The sequence below is a fragment of the Candidatus Seongchinamella marina genome, from assembly GCF_026262685.1.
Taxonomy (GTDB): domain Bacteria; phylum Pseudomonadota; class Gammaproteobacteria; order Pseudomonadales; family Halieaceae; genus Halioglobus; species Halioglobus marinus.
In genome coordinates this window covers 117,629-132,091 of record NZ_SHNP01000006.1, presented here as the reverse complement: position 1 = coordinate 132,091, position 14,463 = coordinate 117,629, and the positions used below count along the sequence as shown (strand labels likewise).

Here is a 14,463-nt window from a genome sequence, read left to right as displayed (position 1 = left end):
AACCAGGCGTCAGGTTCAGTTCGCGATAGCAGCTCTACCCTCGTCTACGGCTGCAGCCACCAGATCTATTATCTCGCCCAAAACCAGGCCGATGGGATCACCAGCAGCTGCACGGGTATAATCGTCGATGGCAACATAACCACCAATACCACGCTCCACATCAATCCATGAGATAGCACCGTACGCACCAGGATCATAAAACACGCTAGGCGCTCCGCCAGCAGCGTCGGCAATAATCCACCACCCCATCCCGTAGGGCGTGCCAAACTTACCCGCTCGATCCACCTGCATAAACTCTACCGATGATTTCGACAGCACCTGGTTGTCGCCACATTTACCGTCGCGCAAATGTAATAGCAGCAATTTGGCATAGTCCTGCATGTTACTGACAGCCCCACCTTCGATGCTGGGATTATCCAGCCCCAGGAGGCTATCTGGATTACCCGACCATGCCCCCTGGTTTGACCACATATTCCCAAACTGAAATACATCAAGTTCACAGGGGTCGCCAATATAATCTGAAAATGCCTGTCGCCAGGTTTGGTTGCTCACCTGCTCTATCACGGTACCTGCCAATTGCCACTGCGACCCACCGTAGTTAAAGGCTTCATCAGCAGGTTGAGTAGACGGTAATAAAGTGCTGTAAATAATTTCGCCACAGGCTTCAAGTGTGCCCACTGCAGCGTACTGGCAAAGATGTGCTCCGTACTCTGGTAACCCAGTCAACCCGGGAATGCCCGAAGTGTTGCTCACCAGCTGCGTCGTTGTGCGGTCTCCATAGACTCCCTCCCAGGGGAGGTAATTGTCAATGGATGCTTCGATATCGTAATTAAGTGACTCATCGTCGTTTACGGCCATCATTAAGGTGACAGCGGGTACTTTGCTGGTGGAAGCCAACATGACTACGATGTCCAGCGTATGATCGCCAAGCGCAGATTCGTGCACTACCCCCTGAGTCGTATCTACCAGGGTGTAGGAGATACCGTCAAATATTTCGCTGTCATCGAGAAAGCGCTGAAAACGGTCGTCTACCGCGGTAAAGCTATACTCGGGAACAGGTTCCGGCTCCGGCGGCGGCAAAGCATCATTGTCACTATCTCGACCACTGTCGCTGCAGGCAGTCAGTAACGAGCAACCGATAGCGAGGTGAATAAACAAGAGTTTTAATTTCATACTAGCGCAACCAATACTGATATCGGAAATGAGCTAATTTACGTGACAACATAAAGACTGTCGAGCTGACCAGACGCATTAACCGATGCGTGTTCGAGGCAAGGAGTGCAGATGAATTGAGGGCTCAAATACTCAAATCAAGCAGGTTGTAATCGAAGATGTCGGCTTTGGCAGCGGCGTTCCAAATATAGGCCTGATCGTCTTGCTGGAACGGCAAATAGCGATAGGGCGTTTCATCCGGATATTGTTGCTGCCGTGCATCTATCGCATAGCCCAGTACCTTAGAGCGTTGCTGAATGACGTCTTCGGTGTATACCGCGACATCGCTATGTATGCCTGCACCCTTAACGTTGAGCACCGATGAGCGACGGTGGAAACCGAAATTGATCGTCAGGCGCCGCTCGTAACCGGAATTGGCAAAAGACCCGTGGACAAGCTGGCGGTTACATATCACCACATCTCCGGGGGCACACACTAAAGGAACCGCTCCCTCCAGGCGTTCGCTGCCAGAATTCGCAACCATTTTTTTAATGTCGACCTTGCCCACTTTATGCGTTCCTGGGACTACCCAGACTCCGTTCACCGGCGTGCTTCCGTATACTTGGGCCATAAAGTTGAAACCGTGTATACCTTCATCGAACTGCGGGCTGTCCCAATGTGTGACACCATCCTGGTGCCAGGAAACCGCCGCTCCAAGACCAGCATCTTTTATAAACAGGACTTCGTTGAACGGCGCAAAATCGCTGCCATTAATTGCGGCGGCGACCTTCAGCAGTTCAGGGTGACCATACAAGCGTAGCGCCGCATCGGAGAACTGCAGGGAACCAAATAGCACAAAGGGCGCGGCTTCGGGGGCAGCTGTATCCGCTTCAAGCTCCTTCAGTTTCACCTGGTGTCGTCCGTTGGCCGCGTCAGTTCCTCCGAGAGGATCACTCAGCGGCTTACACCAAGCCAGCCCCGGCCCGTTGCAGTCCGCTCCTATCGCGGGTCGCCCCTGTGAGTCTAGTTTCCCGTCAGGATGGGTAGGGAAGCGTGAGCGCATTTCTTCAATGTCCTGCAGGATATCGTCCATTTCCCTATCGCCAATGGCCGCTTCAAATACGTAGAAACCATACTTTGAATACGCTGCGAGAATTTCCGGGCTGAGTTGGCCGTCGGTGTCGAAGCAAATCGGGCCACGATTGCCCAGTGCATAGGCGTGGTGCAGACCCTGCTGCATATAGTGCTTCACCGCATCGGCTTCATCACCATAGTGAGCGGCGCAAGCGTTAATAGATTTACTGTAATCGGGAAGTTTCATAATAGTTGTCCAAGCCGTGTCTTGATATTTCTGCTGTTTCCACAAGGAGCATGCCGATGGGGGGATACCTGCCCTACGACAACGAGTCAACGTTTAGCGCCTGTTTTTACTGGAGTTGACGCCAAAGCTGACCCGGTGATTGTATCTTAGCCCAGCATGGGTGTCATTTTGATACGCTGAATGAACGAGAATTCTATAGCGCCAAGATTGAATGCGTCCAAGCTACCGGTGGGCGTATTCGACCGGCGTTTATGGGCTCTTTGTAATGACCCCCTTAACATCCAGTGAGACTGGCACCATGATGTGCGCATAAGGCGTATCACCCCACATCACGTAGTGTCCGCCGCCGCTGGGATCGGTGGGAATGCCTTCGAGCAGTTCCCTGGGCCCGGTTAAGTGAGCAGGTTGCCAAAATCAGTGTTTATAGCGGAATTAACGTTTTATAGCGTATTGTTGCGTCTTGTCATTGTCGGCCAATTACAATTTAGGCAGCTGGTATTAAGCATTACTGGACGTCAAGAACTGCTAAGTGACGATCGTAATCATTATTTTTGCGACTCTTGTTCTGTCAATAGATCGTAGTATGCTGCTTCGAGGCACTCGAATCTTCGAGGGCTAGTCCAACAGAATTGGAGAAATATCATGTTAAAAGACTTCAAAGAGTTCGCAATGCGCGGCAACGTGGTAGATATGGCGGTGGGTATTATCATCGGCGGCGCTTTCGGCACAATCGTTAAGAGTATGGTGAACGACGTTATCATGCCTCCGGTAGGTTTACTGCTGGGTGGGGTCGACTTTACCGATCTGTTTCTTACGCTGAAGGAAGGCGCTCAGGCAGGTCCATACTCAACTTTGGCCGCGGCGCAGGAGGCAGGTGCTGTTACCATCAGCTACGGCGTTTTCATCAATGCCGTAATCAGCTTTCTGATCGTTGCATTTGCCGTATATCTGCTAATCCGCGGCATTAACAACTTGCAAGCAGAGGAAGAAGAGGCCGCCCCGGCTGAGCCAACAACCAAGGAGTGTAATCACTGCTTCTCGGAGATATCGATTAAGGCGACTCGATGCTCTCACTGTACTTCTGAGGTCAGTTAGCCATATTCAGGATGTCATTATTGCTAACGGCCTAACCCGCTGCGGGTTAGGCCGGTTGGCTGCTCCTACAAGAAATGGCCCCATGTTAACCCCGCTCGCAGTTCACTTTAAAGCTCACCGCGGTTATGCCATTGAAGATCGCTCTGTAAATTAACTGAACGGACTATATGCCGCTCAACAGCGCGCCCTCAGGGGCAGTTGTTGAGCAATAGTGCCTGGAAGCTGACATGCTCAAATTGGGTCTTTAGGTGCAGACTTGCGACGTCGCAACCAGAGTAAGTCATTCCTCAGTTTTGCTATAAACTGACGAACGAATATAGAGGTAAAATTATCGAGACTCTGATCTAAATGCCGGGCATTCAGGTTTAGTGCGATAAAAAAGGTAATAGAAATATGAAACTTGCAATTCTCTCCTGTGCCCCGAATGCTTATAGCACGCGACGTTTGAAAGAGGCGGCAGAACAGCGTGGCCATCAGGCAAAAGTGCTAAACACACTCAAGTTTGCTATAGACCTCGAACGGGGCTCACCAGATCTGTATTACCGCCAGAAGGCCTTGAGTAACTACGATGCGGTGCTGCCGAGAATTGGGGCATCAATCACATACTACGGCACAGCGGTGGTCAGGCAGTTTCAGGAAATGGACGTATTTTGTGCAAATACTGCCCACGGTATCTCCAACTCGCGTGACAAGCTTCGCAGTTTACAGATTCTCAGCAGGCATCATGTGGGTATTCCCAGAACTACGTTTGTTCGCGATAAAAAAGACGTACTCCCGGCGATTGAGCGCGTGGGAGGTGCACCTGTAGTCATCAAGTTGATCGAGGGAACGCAAGGAATTGGCGTGTTACTCGCCGAGTCAGTGACTCAGGCTACTTCGATAGTCGAACTGTTACAGAGCCAGAAGCAAAATGTGCTTATCCAAAAATTCGTTGCCGAAAGCAAGGGCAAGGATGTCAGGGCCTTTGTAGTCGGTGACCGGGTGGTAGCAGCTATGAGGCGGGTGGCGCAGGGCCAAGAGTTTCGCAGCAATGTTCACCGGGGAGGCATAGCAGAGCCGATAGAGTTGGACGAGCAATATCGGGAAACAGCTGTCCGGTGTGCGCAAATTCTTGGTTTGCAGGTCGCTGGCGTCGATATGCTGGAGGGCGAGGATGGGCCGCAGGTAATGGAGGTAAACTCGTCGCCAGGCCTGGAAGGGATTGAAACTTGTACGGAATTAGATATTGCCGGTGCAGTCATTGACTACATAGCGGCTCAGGTCGATTTTCCAGAAATCGATTTGCGTCAACGTTTAACGGTGAGTAAAGGTTATGGAGTGACGGAAATTTATGTCCCGGAGGGTTCTAAATTTATCGGCCAGACTATTACAGAGACGCGGCTAGCAGAGAGCGATATCAACATTCTTACACTTTATAGAGGCGATAAAATCATTCCAAATCCACGTAACGAACGTGTGCTGGAGCCCCGCGATAAACTGCTTTGTTTCGGTAAGCTAGAATCTATGCGCGGGATGATACCCGTTAAGACCAAGCGTAAGCGTAGGCCTGTTATTCAGGACCTCGATACTCAAATCGTCGATACTCCTGATGAGTCGACAGAAAAGGAAGACTCATGAGCACAGGAAAATCAGTACTGGGCTGGCGTGAGTGGCTGGGTTTTCCCGAGCTTGGAATATCAGAGATAAAGGCGAAGGTAGATACGGGCGCACGAACCAGCTGTTTGCACGCATTTTCCGTCGAACCATTCGAGCGCGAAGGTAAGGCATGGGTTCGTTTTTGCATCCGTTCCGAGCACAGTGATACGACGCAAGATGTTCAGTGCGAAGCTTTATTAAAAGATCAGCGCACGGTCAGAGACTCAGGCGGGCACGAAGAGCAGCGTTTTGTTATAGAAACGGACATCATGATTGGAGAGAAAAAGCACCGTATCGAGGTTACGTTGACAGACAGAGATAGTATGAAGTTTCTTGTGCTACTCGGGCGCACTGCAATACGTGGCCAATATCTTGTGGATTCAGGAAGGTCGTATCTACAGGGAAAACGAATAAAAAGGCGCAAGAAAGCAGGCACTGCAGAGTGATGCCTCGCGTTGCTTTGGCATTGGGAGTTTGAGGATTACATGCCTGATTTGATGATAGGTGGCATCGCCATCAGCCCTGGTCACCGCCAGTCGATTGATGTTCGAGTCGCGCCTATGTATACCCATGATGATATGTCGATTTCTGTGCAAGTGATCAGGGGTAAGCGGCCAGGCCCTACGCTGTTTATTAGTGGAGCGATTCACGGAGATGAAATCAATGGCGTAGAAATCATCCGCCGCGTTCTTCAGCACAGGTCGCTAAACAGTCTACGCGGAACCTTGATCGCGATACCCATCGTAAACGTACACGGATTTCTCAACCACATGCGCTATCTTCCGGATGGCCGCGATCTGAACAGGTCATTTCCGGGCTCACCCAGGGGTTCGCTCACCGGCAGGGTTGCCCATACTTTCATTGAGCAAATTGTTAGCAAATGCACCCACGGCATCGATTTGCACACGGGGGCCAGGCACCGATCCAATTTTCCTCAAATTCGAGCAGATCTGGATAACCCGGACGCCTTCGCGATGACCGAGGCCTTTGGGGTGCCGCTGGCAATTGATGCCAAGACTCGAGATGGGTCGTTAAGGGCTTGCGCCGGTGACGCGGGTATACCGGTGATTCTTTACGAGGCGGGTGAGGCATTGCGCTTTGACGAGCTTTATATTCGAGCGGGTGTCAAAGGTGTTATCAACGTTATGCGAAGTATAGGAATGTTACCCAAATCACGGAGTAAAAAAGTGCCTCGACCACCTATTGTCAGCGACCAAACAAGCTGGTTGCGGGCTCCGGAGAGTGGCATTTTGCGCACCTTTGCTCCGCTGGGAGGAAAGGTAGAAAAGGGGCAGGTCATTGCAATGGTCGCGGATCCTTTGGGTGCCGATGAGACACCCGTAGTTTCGCCTAGCAATGGAGTAGTCATTGGGCGAACAAATTTGCCGCTAGTCTATGAAGGGGATGCAATCTTTCATATAGCTGAGTACGGACGCAAAGTTGCTACCGTCGAGAAAGATGTCGAAAGGTTCCAAGAAGAGCACCAACTGGATGACTCCATAACTGAACCAGAGGCCGCTGGAGAGGCACCTATTACCTGAGCGGGTTTCGGCAGCGTTTAAGACAAGCCAGGCTCGCACAATACACCTTTTCTCCAATTTCGGGCCAGCGCATCTAGAGCCGGTTCAGGCAGACCCGTCTGGAAGTCGTCTCGCTGCACCCAGCTGGCTGTGGAGCCAAGCAAGCAAAGACCCTTTACTCTTTCAGGGTGATCATGGGCAAACTTGATCGCCATTGAGCCACCGACTTCTGGCTTATAAGTCGTTAACACTGTTGCTACGAAAAAAAATCCTAAATGCCTTATACTTACTGACGTGAATTATGAGAAACCATCAGCAGACGACCAAACAGATGTCGCCAATCAGCCAATTCAAAGGCATCGGTACCTCGAAATTCTGCATCGATTCACGCTCAGCCAAGAACCACTAAAAAGCGTTGAAGACATCTGCTGGAACATAGCGAAAACTGCTATTGCAGAGCTCGGCTTTTTAGACTGCGTGGTTTATTTAGTGGATGAAGACAATGAATACCTCTTTCAAGTCGCTGCACATGGACCGAAAAACCCTGACCAGCGGCAGATTGCTAGTCCGTTAAAAATCAAGGTAGGCGAGGGCGTAGTTGGACATGTAGCCTGCACAGGGGAAGCTCAAATTATCTCTGATACACGACAAGATTCTAGATATATCCTTGATGATGAATTCCGTCTTTCGGAACTGGCTGTACCTATTACCCATCAAGATCGTGTTATCGGCGTGCTGGATTCAGAGCACCCGGACGCTGATTTTTTTTCCACGGAGGACGTTCAGCTCTTCAAAACGATAGCAGCGTTGGCGTCTAATCGAATTGATACCGCAATTGCAATGGAGCGCCTGGAACAGGCTGTGCTGGTGCTGAGCGAAAAAGAGGCGGAACTTAAATCACAAGCTCTGGATCTTACAAAAGCACGACGCAGTGCGGAAAGCGCATCCGAAGCAAAAAGTAGATTTCTTGCAAATATGACGCACGAGATACGAACACCGATGACGTCTATAGTCGGTTACGCAGATTTACTCTCGGCAGGGGAACTTGATGATTTCCAGAAGATTAAGTGGCGCAGGCAGTTGATTTCGAGCACCCGTCATCTTCAGGAACTGATAGGAAACGTGCTTGACGTTGCCGCTGTTGAAGCCGGTAAGGCAACACTTGATCTGGATCGTATCTCATTAACAGGTTTTTTGGACGATTGCGTAGAGAATCAGCGCCCTCGAGCTAAATCGAAAGAGCTTGAACTAGTAATCGATTATCAGGGAACAGTTCCTACAGAGGTAGTAGTAGATAGAGTCAAGGTAAGACAGATTCTCACAAACTTAATATCTAACGCGCTTAAGTATACTGAAGAAGGCTACGTGAAAGTGACGGTCAGCGCCGCTCCCGTTAATTCTGGATGTAAGCTAATTTTTCAGATTGAAGATACAGGATGCGGAATGGCTCCGGATTTAATTAACGAGGCATTTTTACCGTTCTCGCGTTTACACAAAACCAGCAATGCAAGTGAAATTGAGGGTGCTGGATTAGGTCTGGCGCTGGTTACAAGCTTGTTGAAACTAATGCAAGGGTCCTTGGAAGCTAAGTCGGAAGAGGGAAGAGGAACGACCTTTAAGATTGCCCTGGATGTCGCTCTCTCTCCAGATGCGCAGTGGTTCAGACCTGGTGCAGAAGTGCTGGAATACAGTCGCGACACGACTCCAAGTGGCGAATCCGAAGCCGCTTTAGATGGGTGGCGGATACTTCTTTGTGAGGATAGTGTCAGCATTGCTGAACTACTTATGATTATTCTCAAACAGCAAGGAGCACAGGTAGATCATGTCACCAATGGTGCCCTTGCTTTAGAGTGCTACAAAAAGATGATGAAGCAAAACAGTCCTCCCGATATTGTTATTATGGATATGCAAATGCCAATAATGGACGGTTATGAGGCCGCTACCAAGTTCAAGGCACTTAAAATTGCGTGCCCGGTGGTGGCTCTAACAGCACATGCGATAAAAGGTGATGAGTACAAGTGTATCTCGGCGGGGTGCGACTTTTACATGACAAAACCAATTGATGTTGCGACATTTCCAGAAAAACTAAGAAAAATTCGTAATGCGGTCAACTCTGGCTAGGCTACGAGGCAGACTGTGAAGACCTCGAAAGGCATGCCTGCTCATTTTTCTCGCCCTGACAAAAGACGTGAATTTCTTAATCCGCTATTCTTTGTAAATCTGCCGCTGAATTGTCTACAGATTTAAATGCGTTAACTAAGCGTTCGAGACTGATGAGCTTGGTGATAAACCCATACATGCCAGCCGACAGATCCTGAGGTTTGTCTGCATCGAACGCGTTCGCTGTTAGTGCAACGATGGTTGGCTGCCGAATCGCCGCCTGTCGAATTTTGTGGGTGGCTTCCTTGCCATTCATATTAGGCATTCGAATATCCATAAAGATAAGGTCGTAGTATCCCGCTCGACTTGCATCCACGGCTTCTCTGCCATCTGCGACCATGTCGGCCGTATATCCCATTTGCCTAGCATAGTTGAGATTATGAATTGATTGGCCTCGCTATCTTCGGCGATGACATTGTACTGTTTGATTTCGGTTTTCCGTTGGGCTCGATTGTGAAAATTCATCAGAGCAGCTATCTGCACTACATAATCGATATTGTCCCAGTCGTCTTATCCACTGTTTTTTTATCTTGGTAAGTCGATTGAGAGCAAAGTTCACCGTATTGAAAATTTGGGTGCCGAATCGGATTGGTTAAATTTGCTGATTAACTCAACCGGTGAAGCTATCTATGGTATTGATTCAAGTGGGGATTGTACTTTTGTAAATTCTGCTTTTATTAAAATTTTGAGGTTTGCGTCCGAGAACGATCTGCTCCGGAAAAAAATGCACAACAAATCTGCAAGCGTTATTAGTTTTGTGTCAGCATTAAGCACAGATACTTTTATGATTGCGTTAGGCACGGGCTTGTCTTCATCACCAACAACTTCCGAGCGCGTGCTCAGTGACTTACTTGAAACCCTCGATGTCGCTTGTCAGAATTTTTTGGACAGCTCCTAAGCTGCACAGATCGTGAATATTGTGTCACCTGCTTAGTGAACTACGGGCAATGTGATTTCGAAAACTGCGCCTGCGTCTCGATTATTAACCGATATATGTCCACTAGCATCCGCAATGATTCGGCTTGCTATTGAAAGCCCTAAACCTGTTCCGCTTCCAGGAGGTTTAGTTGTAAAAAACGGGTCCATGACTTTACTGATCACCGACGACGGAATTCCACCTGCACTATCCGCCAATATTATTTTAAGTGTGTCTGAGTCGTTCATTTCGGCGCTAATCATTAAAATACGATCTTGGCGCGGTATGCTGTTGTCGTTAAACGCGTCCCTGGCGTTAGTCATCATTACGACTAAAACCTGCACTAACTTAATTGGATGTATTTTCACAAAAGGTAATCGCTCGGGTAGCATCAGCTCTGAATCAATACTTTCCAATTTAAACTCTGCGGAAAGCATTTCAACGGCATCTTTGATGCAAACTAGCGGATTTGCCTCGCTAGATGATTCTTTTGCTTCGCGACCGTAAAGTCTCATCTGATCAATTATTTTTGCAGCCCTGTCGACCTGACTAATTATTCTTTCTATCCTTTTTTGAACGGGCTCTGTATATGACGATTCTGACAACAGTATATTTTCTAAATTGAGTGATGCTAATTTGATAACGTTGAGGGGTTGATTAATTTCATGTGCGATGCCCGCCGCCATCTCTCCAAGTGAAGCGAGCTTGCCTGTCTGAACTAACTGTTCATTGACCGCTTTAGCTTGTGATGCATCAATAATCACGCAAAGCCGGTCTCCATCAGAAAGATGAAAAAAGCTAATTTGTAACCATTTATTGTCTTTGGCAGCGATTTCTACATGTCCAGAGCGCACATTTTCGTATGCACTACGCAACTGCTGCTCAGTGTCGGTTGGATTTTCTTTTGACATCCAATCAGACGTTACAAGTTTGTCGATCAAAGAGCTGAACGAACCGCCCAACTCTAGATTTGGATCGCCACCGACTAGATCCTTGAAGGACCCATTAAAAAATGACAGCTCCCCGGTCTTTGCGATCAAAGCGATCCCGGCAGTAATTTTTTGGATCGCCTCATGAAGCTGCTTGACTCTCAATTCGTCTTTGGTAAGCGATGAGTGATCATAAATAACCATTAATAGCTCTATTCCATCTACCACCTGAGTACGTTTGCAGCGCACGTCCACAGAAAAGCGTGTCCCATCTTTTCTGACTGCTTCAACGTTTTCCGTAAATACCTGTGTTTTGAAGCCATCTGAATCTTTTGTGTCAAGTATTTCATCCAGTCTAGTTTTAAACTGCGGTGTAAATAAGTGATGTATTGAGCTACCCACAAGCTCCTCGCTGCCCATACCAAACGATGCCTCAACACCAGCGTTGGCAAATGTTATGTCGCCTTTCCTTCCAACTGCGAGTACCCTTTCAGTGACATTATCCGTGATGAAGCGTATTTTGCGTTCCGCTTGTTTTATATGGGTAATATCTTTCCTGAAACTCGCAATGAAGCCATTGGATATTTTTCTGTCGATTGCAGATACGAACCTTCCGTCACTCATCTCATATTCGCTATCATGTGTCCCTGCGTAGAACTCCTTGATTCGTTGCTTATGCCAGTGATTCTCTTGTCCCGGTTCAAGCGAATGCAGGTTTTTTTTCAGGGCAGCATCCAGTAATTCTTCGAACTGTAGGGTTCCGTCTTGATAAATATTCATTGCATCAAGCATTTCTTCAAGCTCTTTGGTAGAAAATACTAATATTCCTTCTGGGTTCCAAAGCCCTAATCCAAAGGGAGCCTCGGAAATCAGGGAAATAAGAGCTTCATTTTCTTCCGCTAATTTTGCATTTTCGTGCGCAGCCCGATATTGAATTTGACTGTTCATGCTAATTAAACAGTATAGGCCGCTGCCGAGGAGGAGTTGTGTCATGAAGTAGGAGATCTTAAATGCGGAAGTTGATGATGCTGTCTCGTAGCTAATAAAATCAGGAGATAATTCTGTACCTACTATCAATAAAAATACTACATATACACCAGCACACACCACGTATTGTATGATTGCTTCTCGCGCGCTCAAAAATATGTAGGCGGTTGCTGTCAAAAGCAGTGCTCCCGCATGATATGCACTGAAATAACCGACACTTAAGATGCTGGTAATAAATAAGCCGGTAAATAAAAATTGAAAAATGGTCGCGCGCACGCGAAGGCTTATGTTTTCGCGGAAGATCAGCAGCACGACTACAATGATATTCAGTAGGTATCCAATAAGAACGCCAGGCCGCCAACCAGTCTCCAACCAGTTAAATGTCACCGCAATATTAGCAGCCAAACCGATCCACACGAGCATCATCATTAACTTGTTGAAATACCGATTACGCTCTGCTAACAGGTGGCTCTGCGAATCAGTATCGTCTCGTGTCGTGACTTCCGGATTGTCTCGCATTGTGACTTCCAATTTTAATTATGCTGTAAATTGGTCTGAACAGAATAAGTTAGACTTCGATAGCCTAAAGTATATTTAGATAAGTTGTTAGTGGCGAGCGATGTTTCTCAATAGCACTGATGAAAAGACATCAGAATTTGACTTAAGTTTCTTTAAGTGGTCAGAGTTCGCTTTTTCGTTAGCTGCGTTAGAACAGTTTTTGAGCAGGGAAAGACCAGGTCGGCATCGCTGTCTCACCGCAAGGGTAGGCTATAGCAACTGTCGCTAAATAAAAGAAGCCGCCTCTTTGTCAACCCGTGTATTTAGGGGCGCGCTTATGCTGACGACGCTTCTGTGCAGGAATCGCTCGATGCGATCCTATGCGCTAATCTTAATGCGCGACTGCATTCAGCACGATTGGTGGGACGTCTGCGACAGTATTTTTACGATATATTTCGCCAAAATCGTGATGATTGTGTAAAAACGTTTTCAATAATTCTGGGTGAAATTTTGAAACATCTGTTCGTTCGTCGCCGTTGCACATTGTGTCTATAGCTGACGCGTGATCCATAGCTTCTTTATACGGTCGACTGGTTCTTAAAGCGTCATAGACATCGACTATGGCAGTAATCATGGCCTCTATAGGTATCTGACTCCCCACAAGCCCACTTGGATAGCCTGTTCCATCATAATTTTCGTGATGATAATGAGCGATTTTCGCTCCTAATCGCATCACGGGGCTTTTCGACGCGGAAAGAATTTCAGCTCCGAGCGTGGTATGAGACTTCAAGCAATTAAACTCTCGACTCGTAAGCGTTCCTGTCTTATTCAGTACGGTATCAGGAATACCTATCTTGCCTACGTCATGCAGCGGCGCCGCCAGGGCGATACTGGAACATCGTTCTTCTGACCAGCCCAGCAGCTCCGCCATTCGCTCTGCGTATTTGCTAATTCGTCGGAGGTGAGCGCCAGTTCCCAAGTCTTTGTATTCTGCGGCATAGGCCAAACAAAGCACTGATTCTGTCTGGCTTTCAGATAATTCGAGTGAAAGCTCCTCAAGTAACTTATCTTTTTCATTAAGCTTGTCATTGAGCGCTGCGGCTTGACTCTCTTGCGCTCTCACTCGACTGATTTCGCTCTCAACTTTCTGTAGTGAAGACTTGAGATCAGCCAGGCGTAGTGGCTTAAAAAGAAAATCTGTAATACCAGTTTTGAGCAGCTCTACTACCGCATGAGCATCCTTCGAGCCTGTCATACAAATTGCTGGCATTGTGCTAACTGCCTGTGCCGACGTGTGGCGAACCTCCTTGATCATATCCAAACCTGAGGTGCCTGGCATATTTAAATCGAATAAAATCAAATCGGCAGATCCGTCTGATCGAATGTACTGTAATGCCTCTTCAGCGCAGTCCGAGTCGACCGTGTCATGGCCCAGTGTCTCTAGCAAATCGGAGACTTCTTCTCTTGTTGCCAGGTCGTCCTCTACGAGCAAAATTTTCATTTCAAAAACCAATTAGTAAGTGGGGTTACTTAAGCCATCCATGAGTACAGCTTAGAAGAAAATCGTGGAATAACTCGCACTCATTCTATTAAATTTATTAAACGGACTTTACGTTCGTCAGGCAAAACAAACGGCGCGTTCTAAAAATGACTTGAGAGAGAAAATCGAGGTGATTTTCTTAAATTTCGAGGTTTTTCTTCGGGATTTCTACGCAGATTACACTTTTCTCGCCCTTGTCACTTAACGTTGTCTCAACTGATTCTATCGTTGTGACGCGCCCGTAGAAATCACCCAGCTCTTCGAGTATTCCCAAAACGAAAGGAGTGAAACCCTGGCGATAGCTTTGATAAGTAACGCTGTAGCGTGATTCAGTCAGCTCTTTTATTGCGAAGCTCGGCGGTGAGTAGTCTAGAAAGGTGCCGGATATCTCTTTGTGCATCGAATCGAGGTTTTGAATCAGAGATACAAAATCACCACCGTAGCTGTCAATGAGTCCGCGAAAGTCATTCGTTGCAACTCTACGAACCCAAAAGCGGCCGAATTGTCGGAGATGGTGGTCTGGAGTTTCGCCGGTGACTTCAACTGCAGCCTTTAAAAGCGCCAGCGTATTTTCATCGTCATGGCTGCGATATTCGTTGAATACCTCTGATTTGACCCCTGAGGAGTCGCTGATCTCCGTCCCCTGCTCGTCGCCATAGACTTCGACTATGTATTTTTTAAATGAACTATTAATGATACCGTACACGTAA

The 14,463-nt window shown here is 47.8% G+C and carries 13 protein-coding genes and 1 pseudogene; 7 read left to right on the top strand and 7 right to left on the bottom strand.

All coding sequences use genetic code 11. The annotated features are described in order from the left end of the window. Positions 1-15: 15 nt before the first annotated feature. Both EYC87_RS16445 and EYC87_RS16440 read right to left on the bottom strand, forming a co-directional pair. Entirely contained in the window at positions 16-1,173 is a 1,158-nt protein-coding gene (locus tag EYC87_RS16445) for a serine hydrolase domain-containing protein (RefSeq protein WP_279253828.1), read from the bottom strand. 124 nt (positions 1,174-1,297) lie between these two features. Beyond that, on the bottom strand, positions 1,298-2,473 hold the full coding sequence (locus EYC87_RS16440) for a phytanoyl-CoA dioxygenase family protein (RefSeq protein WP_279253827.1): 1,176 nt from the start codon (positions 2,471-2,473) through the stop codon (positions 1,298-1,300). A 642-nt stretch (positions 2,474-3,115) separates the two neighbouring features. Between EYC87_RS16440 and mscL the strand changes: the two genes are divergently transcribed. From mscL to EYC87_RS16415, 5 genes and pseudogenes are all read left to right on the top strand, one after another. Next, positions 3,116-3,568, top strand: coding sequence for a large conductance mechanosensitive channel protein MscL (gene mscL, locus EYC87_RS16435; protein ID WP_279253826.1), 453 nt, complete (start codon positions 3,116-3,118; stop codon positions 3,566-3,568). 393 nt (positions 3,569-3,961) lie between these two features. Beyond that, positions 3,962-4,885 (top strand): annotated as a pseudogene (locus EYC87_RS16430) (ATP-grasp domain-containing protein); the annotation flags it as partial. After that, positions 4,868-5,185 carry a cation:proton antiporter regulatory subunit gene (locus tag EYC87_RS16425; protein WP_279253912.1) on the top strand — a complete coding sequence of 106 codons (318 nt, stop codon included), beginning with the start codon at positions 4,868-4,870 and terminating at the stop codon, positions 5,183-5,185. The pseudogene EYC87_RS16430 and the gene EYC87_RS16425, both read left to right, overlap by 18 nt. After that, a complete protein-coding gene (locus EYC87_RS16420) occupies positions 5,182-5,649 on the top strand; it encodes an ATP-dependent zinc protease family protein (protein ID WP_279253825.1) in 468 nt (155 codons plus the stop codon). Before EYC87_RS16425 ends, EYC87_RS16420 begins: the two co-directional genes overlap by 4 nt. 39 nt (positions 5,650-5,688) lie before the next feature. Then, on the top strand, positions 5,689-6,744 hold the full coding sequence (locus EYC87_RS16415; RefSeq protein ID WP_279253824.1) for a succinylglutamate desuccinylase/aspartoacylase family protein: 1,056 nt from the start codon (positions 5,689-5,691) through the stop codon (positions 6,742-6,744). A gap of 17 nt (positions 6,745-6,761) precedes the next feature. Here EYC87_RS16415 and EYC87_RS16410 read toward each other — a convergent pair whose 3' ends face one another. Continuing rightward, positions 6,762-6,974, bottom strand: coding sequence for an alpha/beta fold hydrolase (locus EYC87_RS16410; RefSeq protein ID WP_279253823.1), 213 nt, complete (start codon positions 6,972-6,974; stop codon positions 6,762-6,764). Positions 6,975-7,017: 43 nt separating this feature from the next. On the opposite strand from EYC87_RS16410, the gene EYC87_RS16405 reads away from it, so the two are divergent. After that, positions 7,018-8,844, top strand: coding sequence for an ATP-binding protein (locus tag EYC87_RS16405; protein ID WP_279253822.1), 1,827 nt, complete (start codon positions 7,018-7,020; stop codon positions 8,842-8,844). A 76-nt stretch (positions 8,845-8,920) separates the two neighbouring features. On the opposite strand, the gene EYC87_RS16400 is transcribed toward EYC87_RS16405, so the two are convergent. Then, positions 8,921-9,241 (bottom strand): response regulator, encoded by a 321-nt coding sequence (locus EYC87_RS16400; RefSeq protein WP_279253821.1) that lies wholly within the window; start codon positions 9,239-9,241, stop codon positions 8,921-8,923. A gap of 138 nt (positions 9,242-9,379) precedes the next feature. Here EYC87_RS16400 and EYC87_RS16395 point away from each other — a divergent pair, with 138 nt between their 5' ends. Beyond that, positions 9,380-9,781, top strand: coding sequence for a PAS domain-containing protein (locus tag EYC87_RS16395; protein WP_279253820.1), 402 nt, complete (start codon positions 9,380-9,382; stop codon positions 9,779-9,781). Positions 9,782-9,813: 32 nt separating this feature from the next. On the opposite strand, the gene EYC87_RS16390 is transcribed toward EYC87_RS16395, so the two are convergent. From EYC87_RS16390 to EYC87_RS16380, 3 genes are all read right to left on the bottom strand, one after another. Further along, positions 9,814-12,234, bottom strand: coding sequence for a PAS domain-containing sensor histidine kinase (locus EYC87_RS16390; protein ID WP_279253819.1), 2,421 nt, complete (start codon positions 12,232-12,234; stop codon positions 9,814-9,816). Between the two features lie 370 nt (positions 12,235-12,604). Then, positions 12,605-13,714, bottom strand: coding sequence for an HD domain-containing phosphohydrolase (locus tag EYC87_RS16385; protein WP_279253818.1), 1,110 nt, complete (start codon positions 13,712-13,714; stop codon positions 12,605-12,607). Positions 13,715-13,892: 178 nt separating this feature from the next. Beyond that, positions 13,893-14,459 (bottom strand): heme NO-binding domain-containing protein, encoded by a 567-nt coding sequence (locus EYC87_RS16380; protein ID WP_279253817.1) that lies wholly within the window; start codon positions 14,457-14,459, stop codon positions 13,893-13,895. Between the last annotated feature and the right edge of the window lie 4 nt (positions 14,460-14,463).

Excerpts from the sequence above, each read along its gene's own strand:
- EYC87_RS16445 (WP_279253828.1), bottom strand. The coding sequence starts at position 1,173 with ATGAAATTAAAACTCTTGTTTATTCACCTCGCTATCGGTTGCTCGTTA.
- EYC87_RS16440 (WP_279253827.1), bottom strand. The coding sequence starts at position 2,473 with ATGAAACTTCCCGATTACAGTAAATCTATTAACGCTTGCGCCGCTCAC.
- mscL (WP_279253826.1), top strand. The coding sequence starts at position 3,116 with ATGTTAAAAGACTTCAAAGAGTTCGCAATGCGCGGCAACGTGGTAGAT.
- EYC87_RS16420 (WP_279253825.1), top strand. The coding sequence starts at position 5,182 with ATGAGCACAGGAAAATCAGTACTGGGCTGGCGTGAGTGGCTGGGTTTT.
- EYC87_RS16415 (WP_279253824.1), top strand. The coding sequence starts at position 5,689 with ATGCCTGATTTGATGATAGGTGGCATCGCCATCAGCCCTGGTCACCGC.
- EYC87_RS16400 (WP_279253821.1), bottom strand. The coding sequence starts at position 9,241 with ATGGGATATACGGCCGACATGGTCGCAGATGGCAGAGAAGCCGTGGAT.
- EYC87_RS16390 (WP_279253819.1), bottom strand. The coding sequence starts at position 12,234 with ATGCGAGACAATCCGGAAGTCACGACACGAGACGATACTGATTCGCAG.
- EYC87_RS16385 (WP_279253818.1), bottom strand. The coding sequence starts at position 13,714 with ATGAAAATTTTGCTCGTAGAGGACGACCTGGCAACAAGAGAAGAAGTC.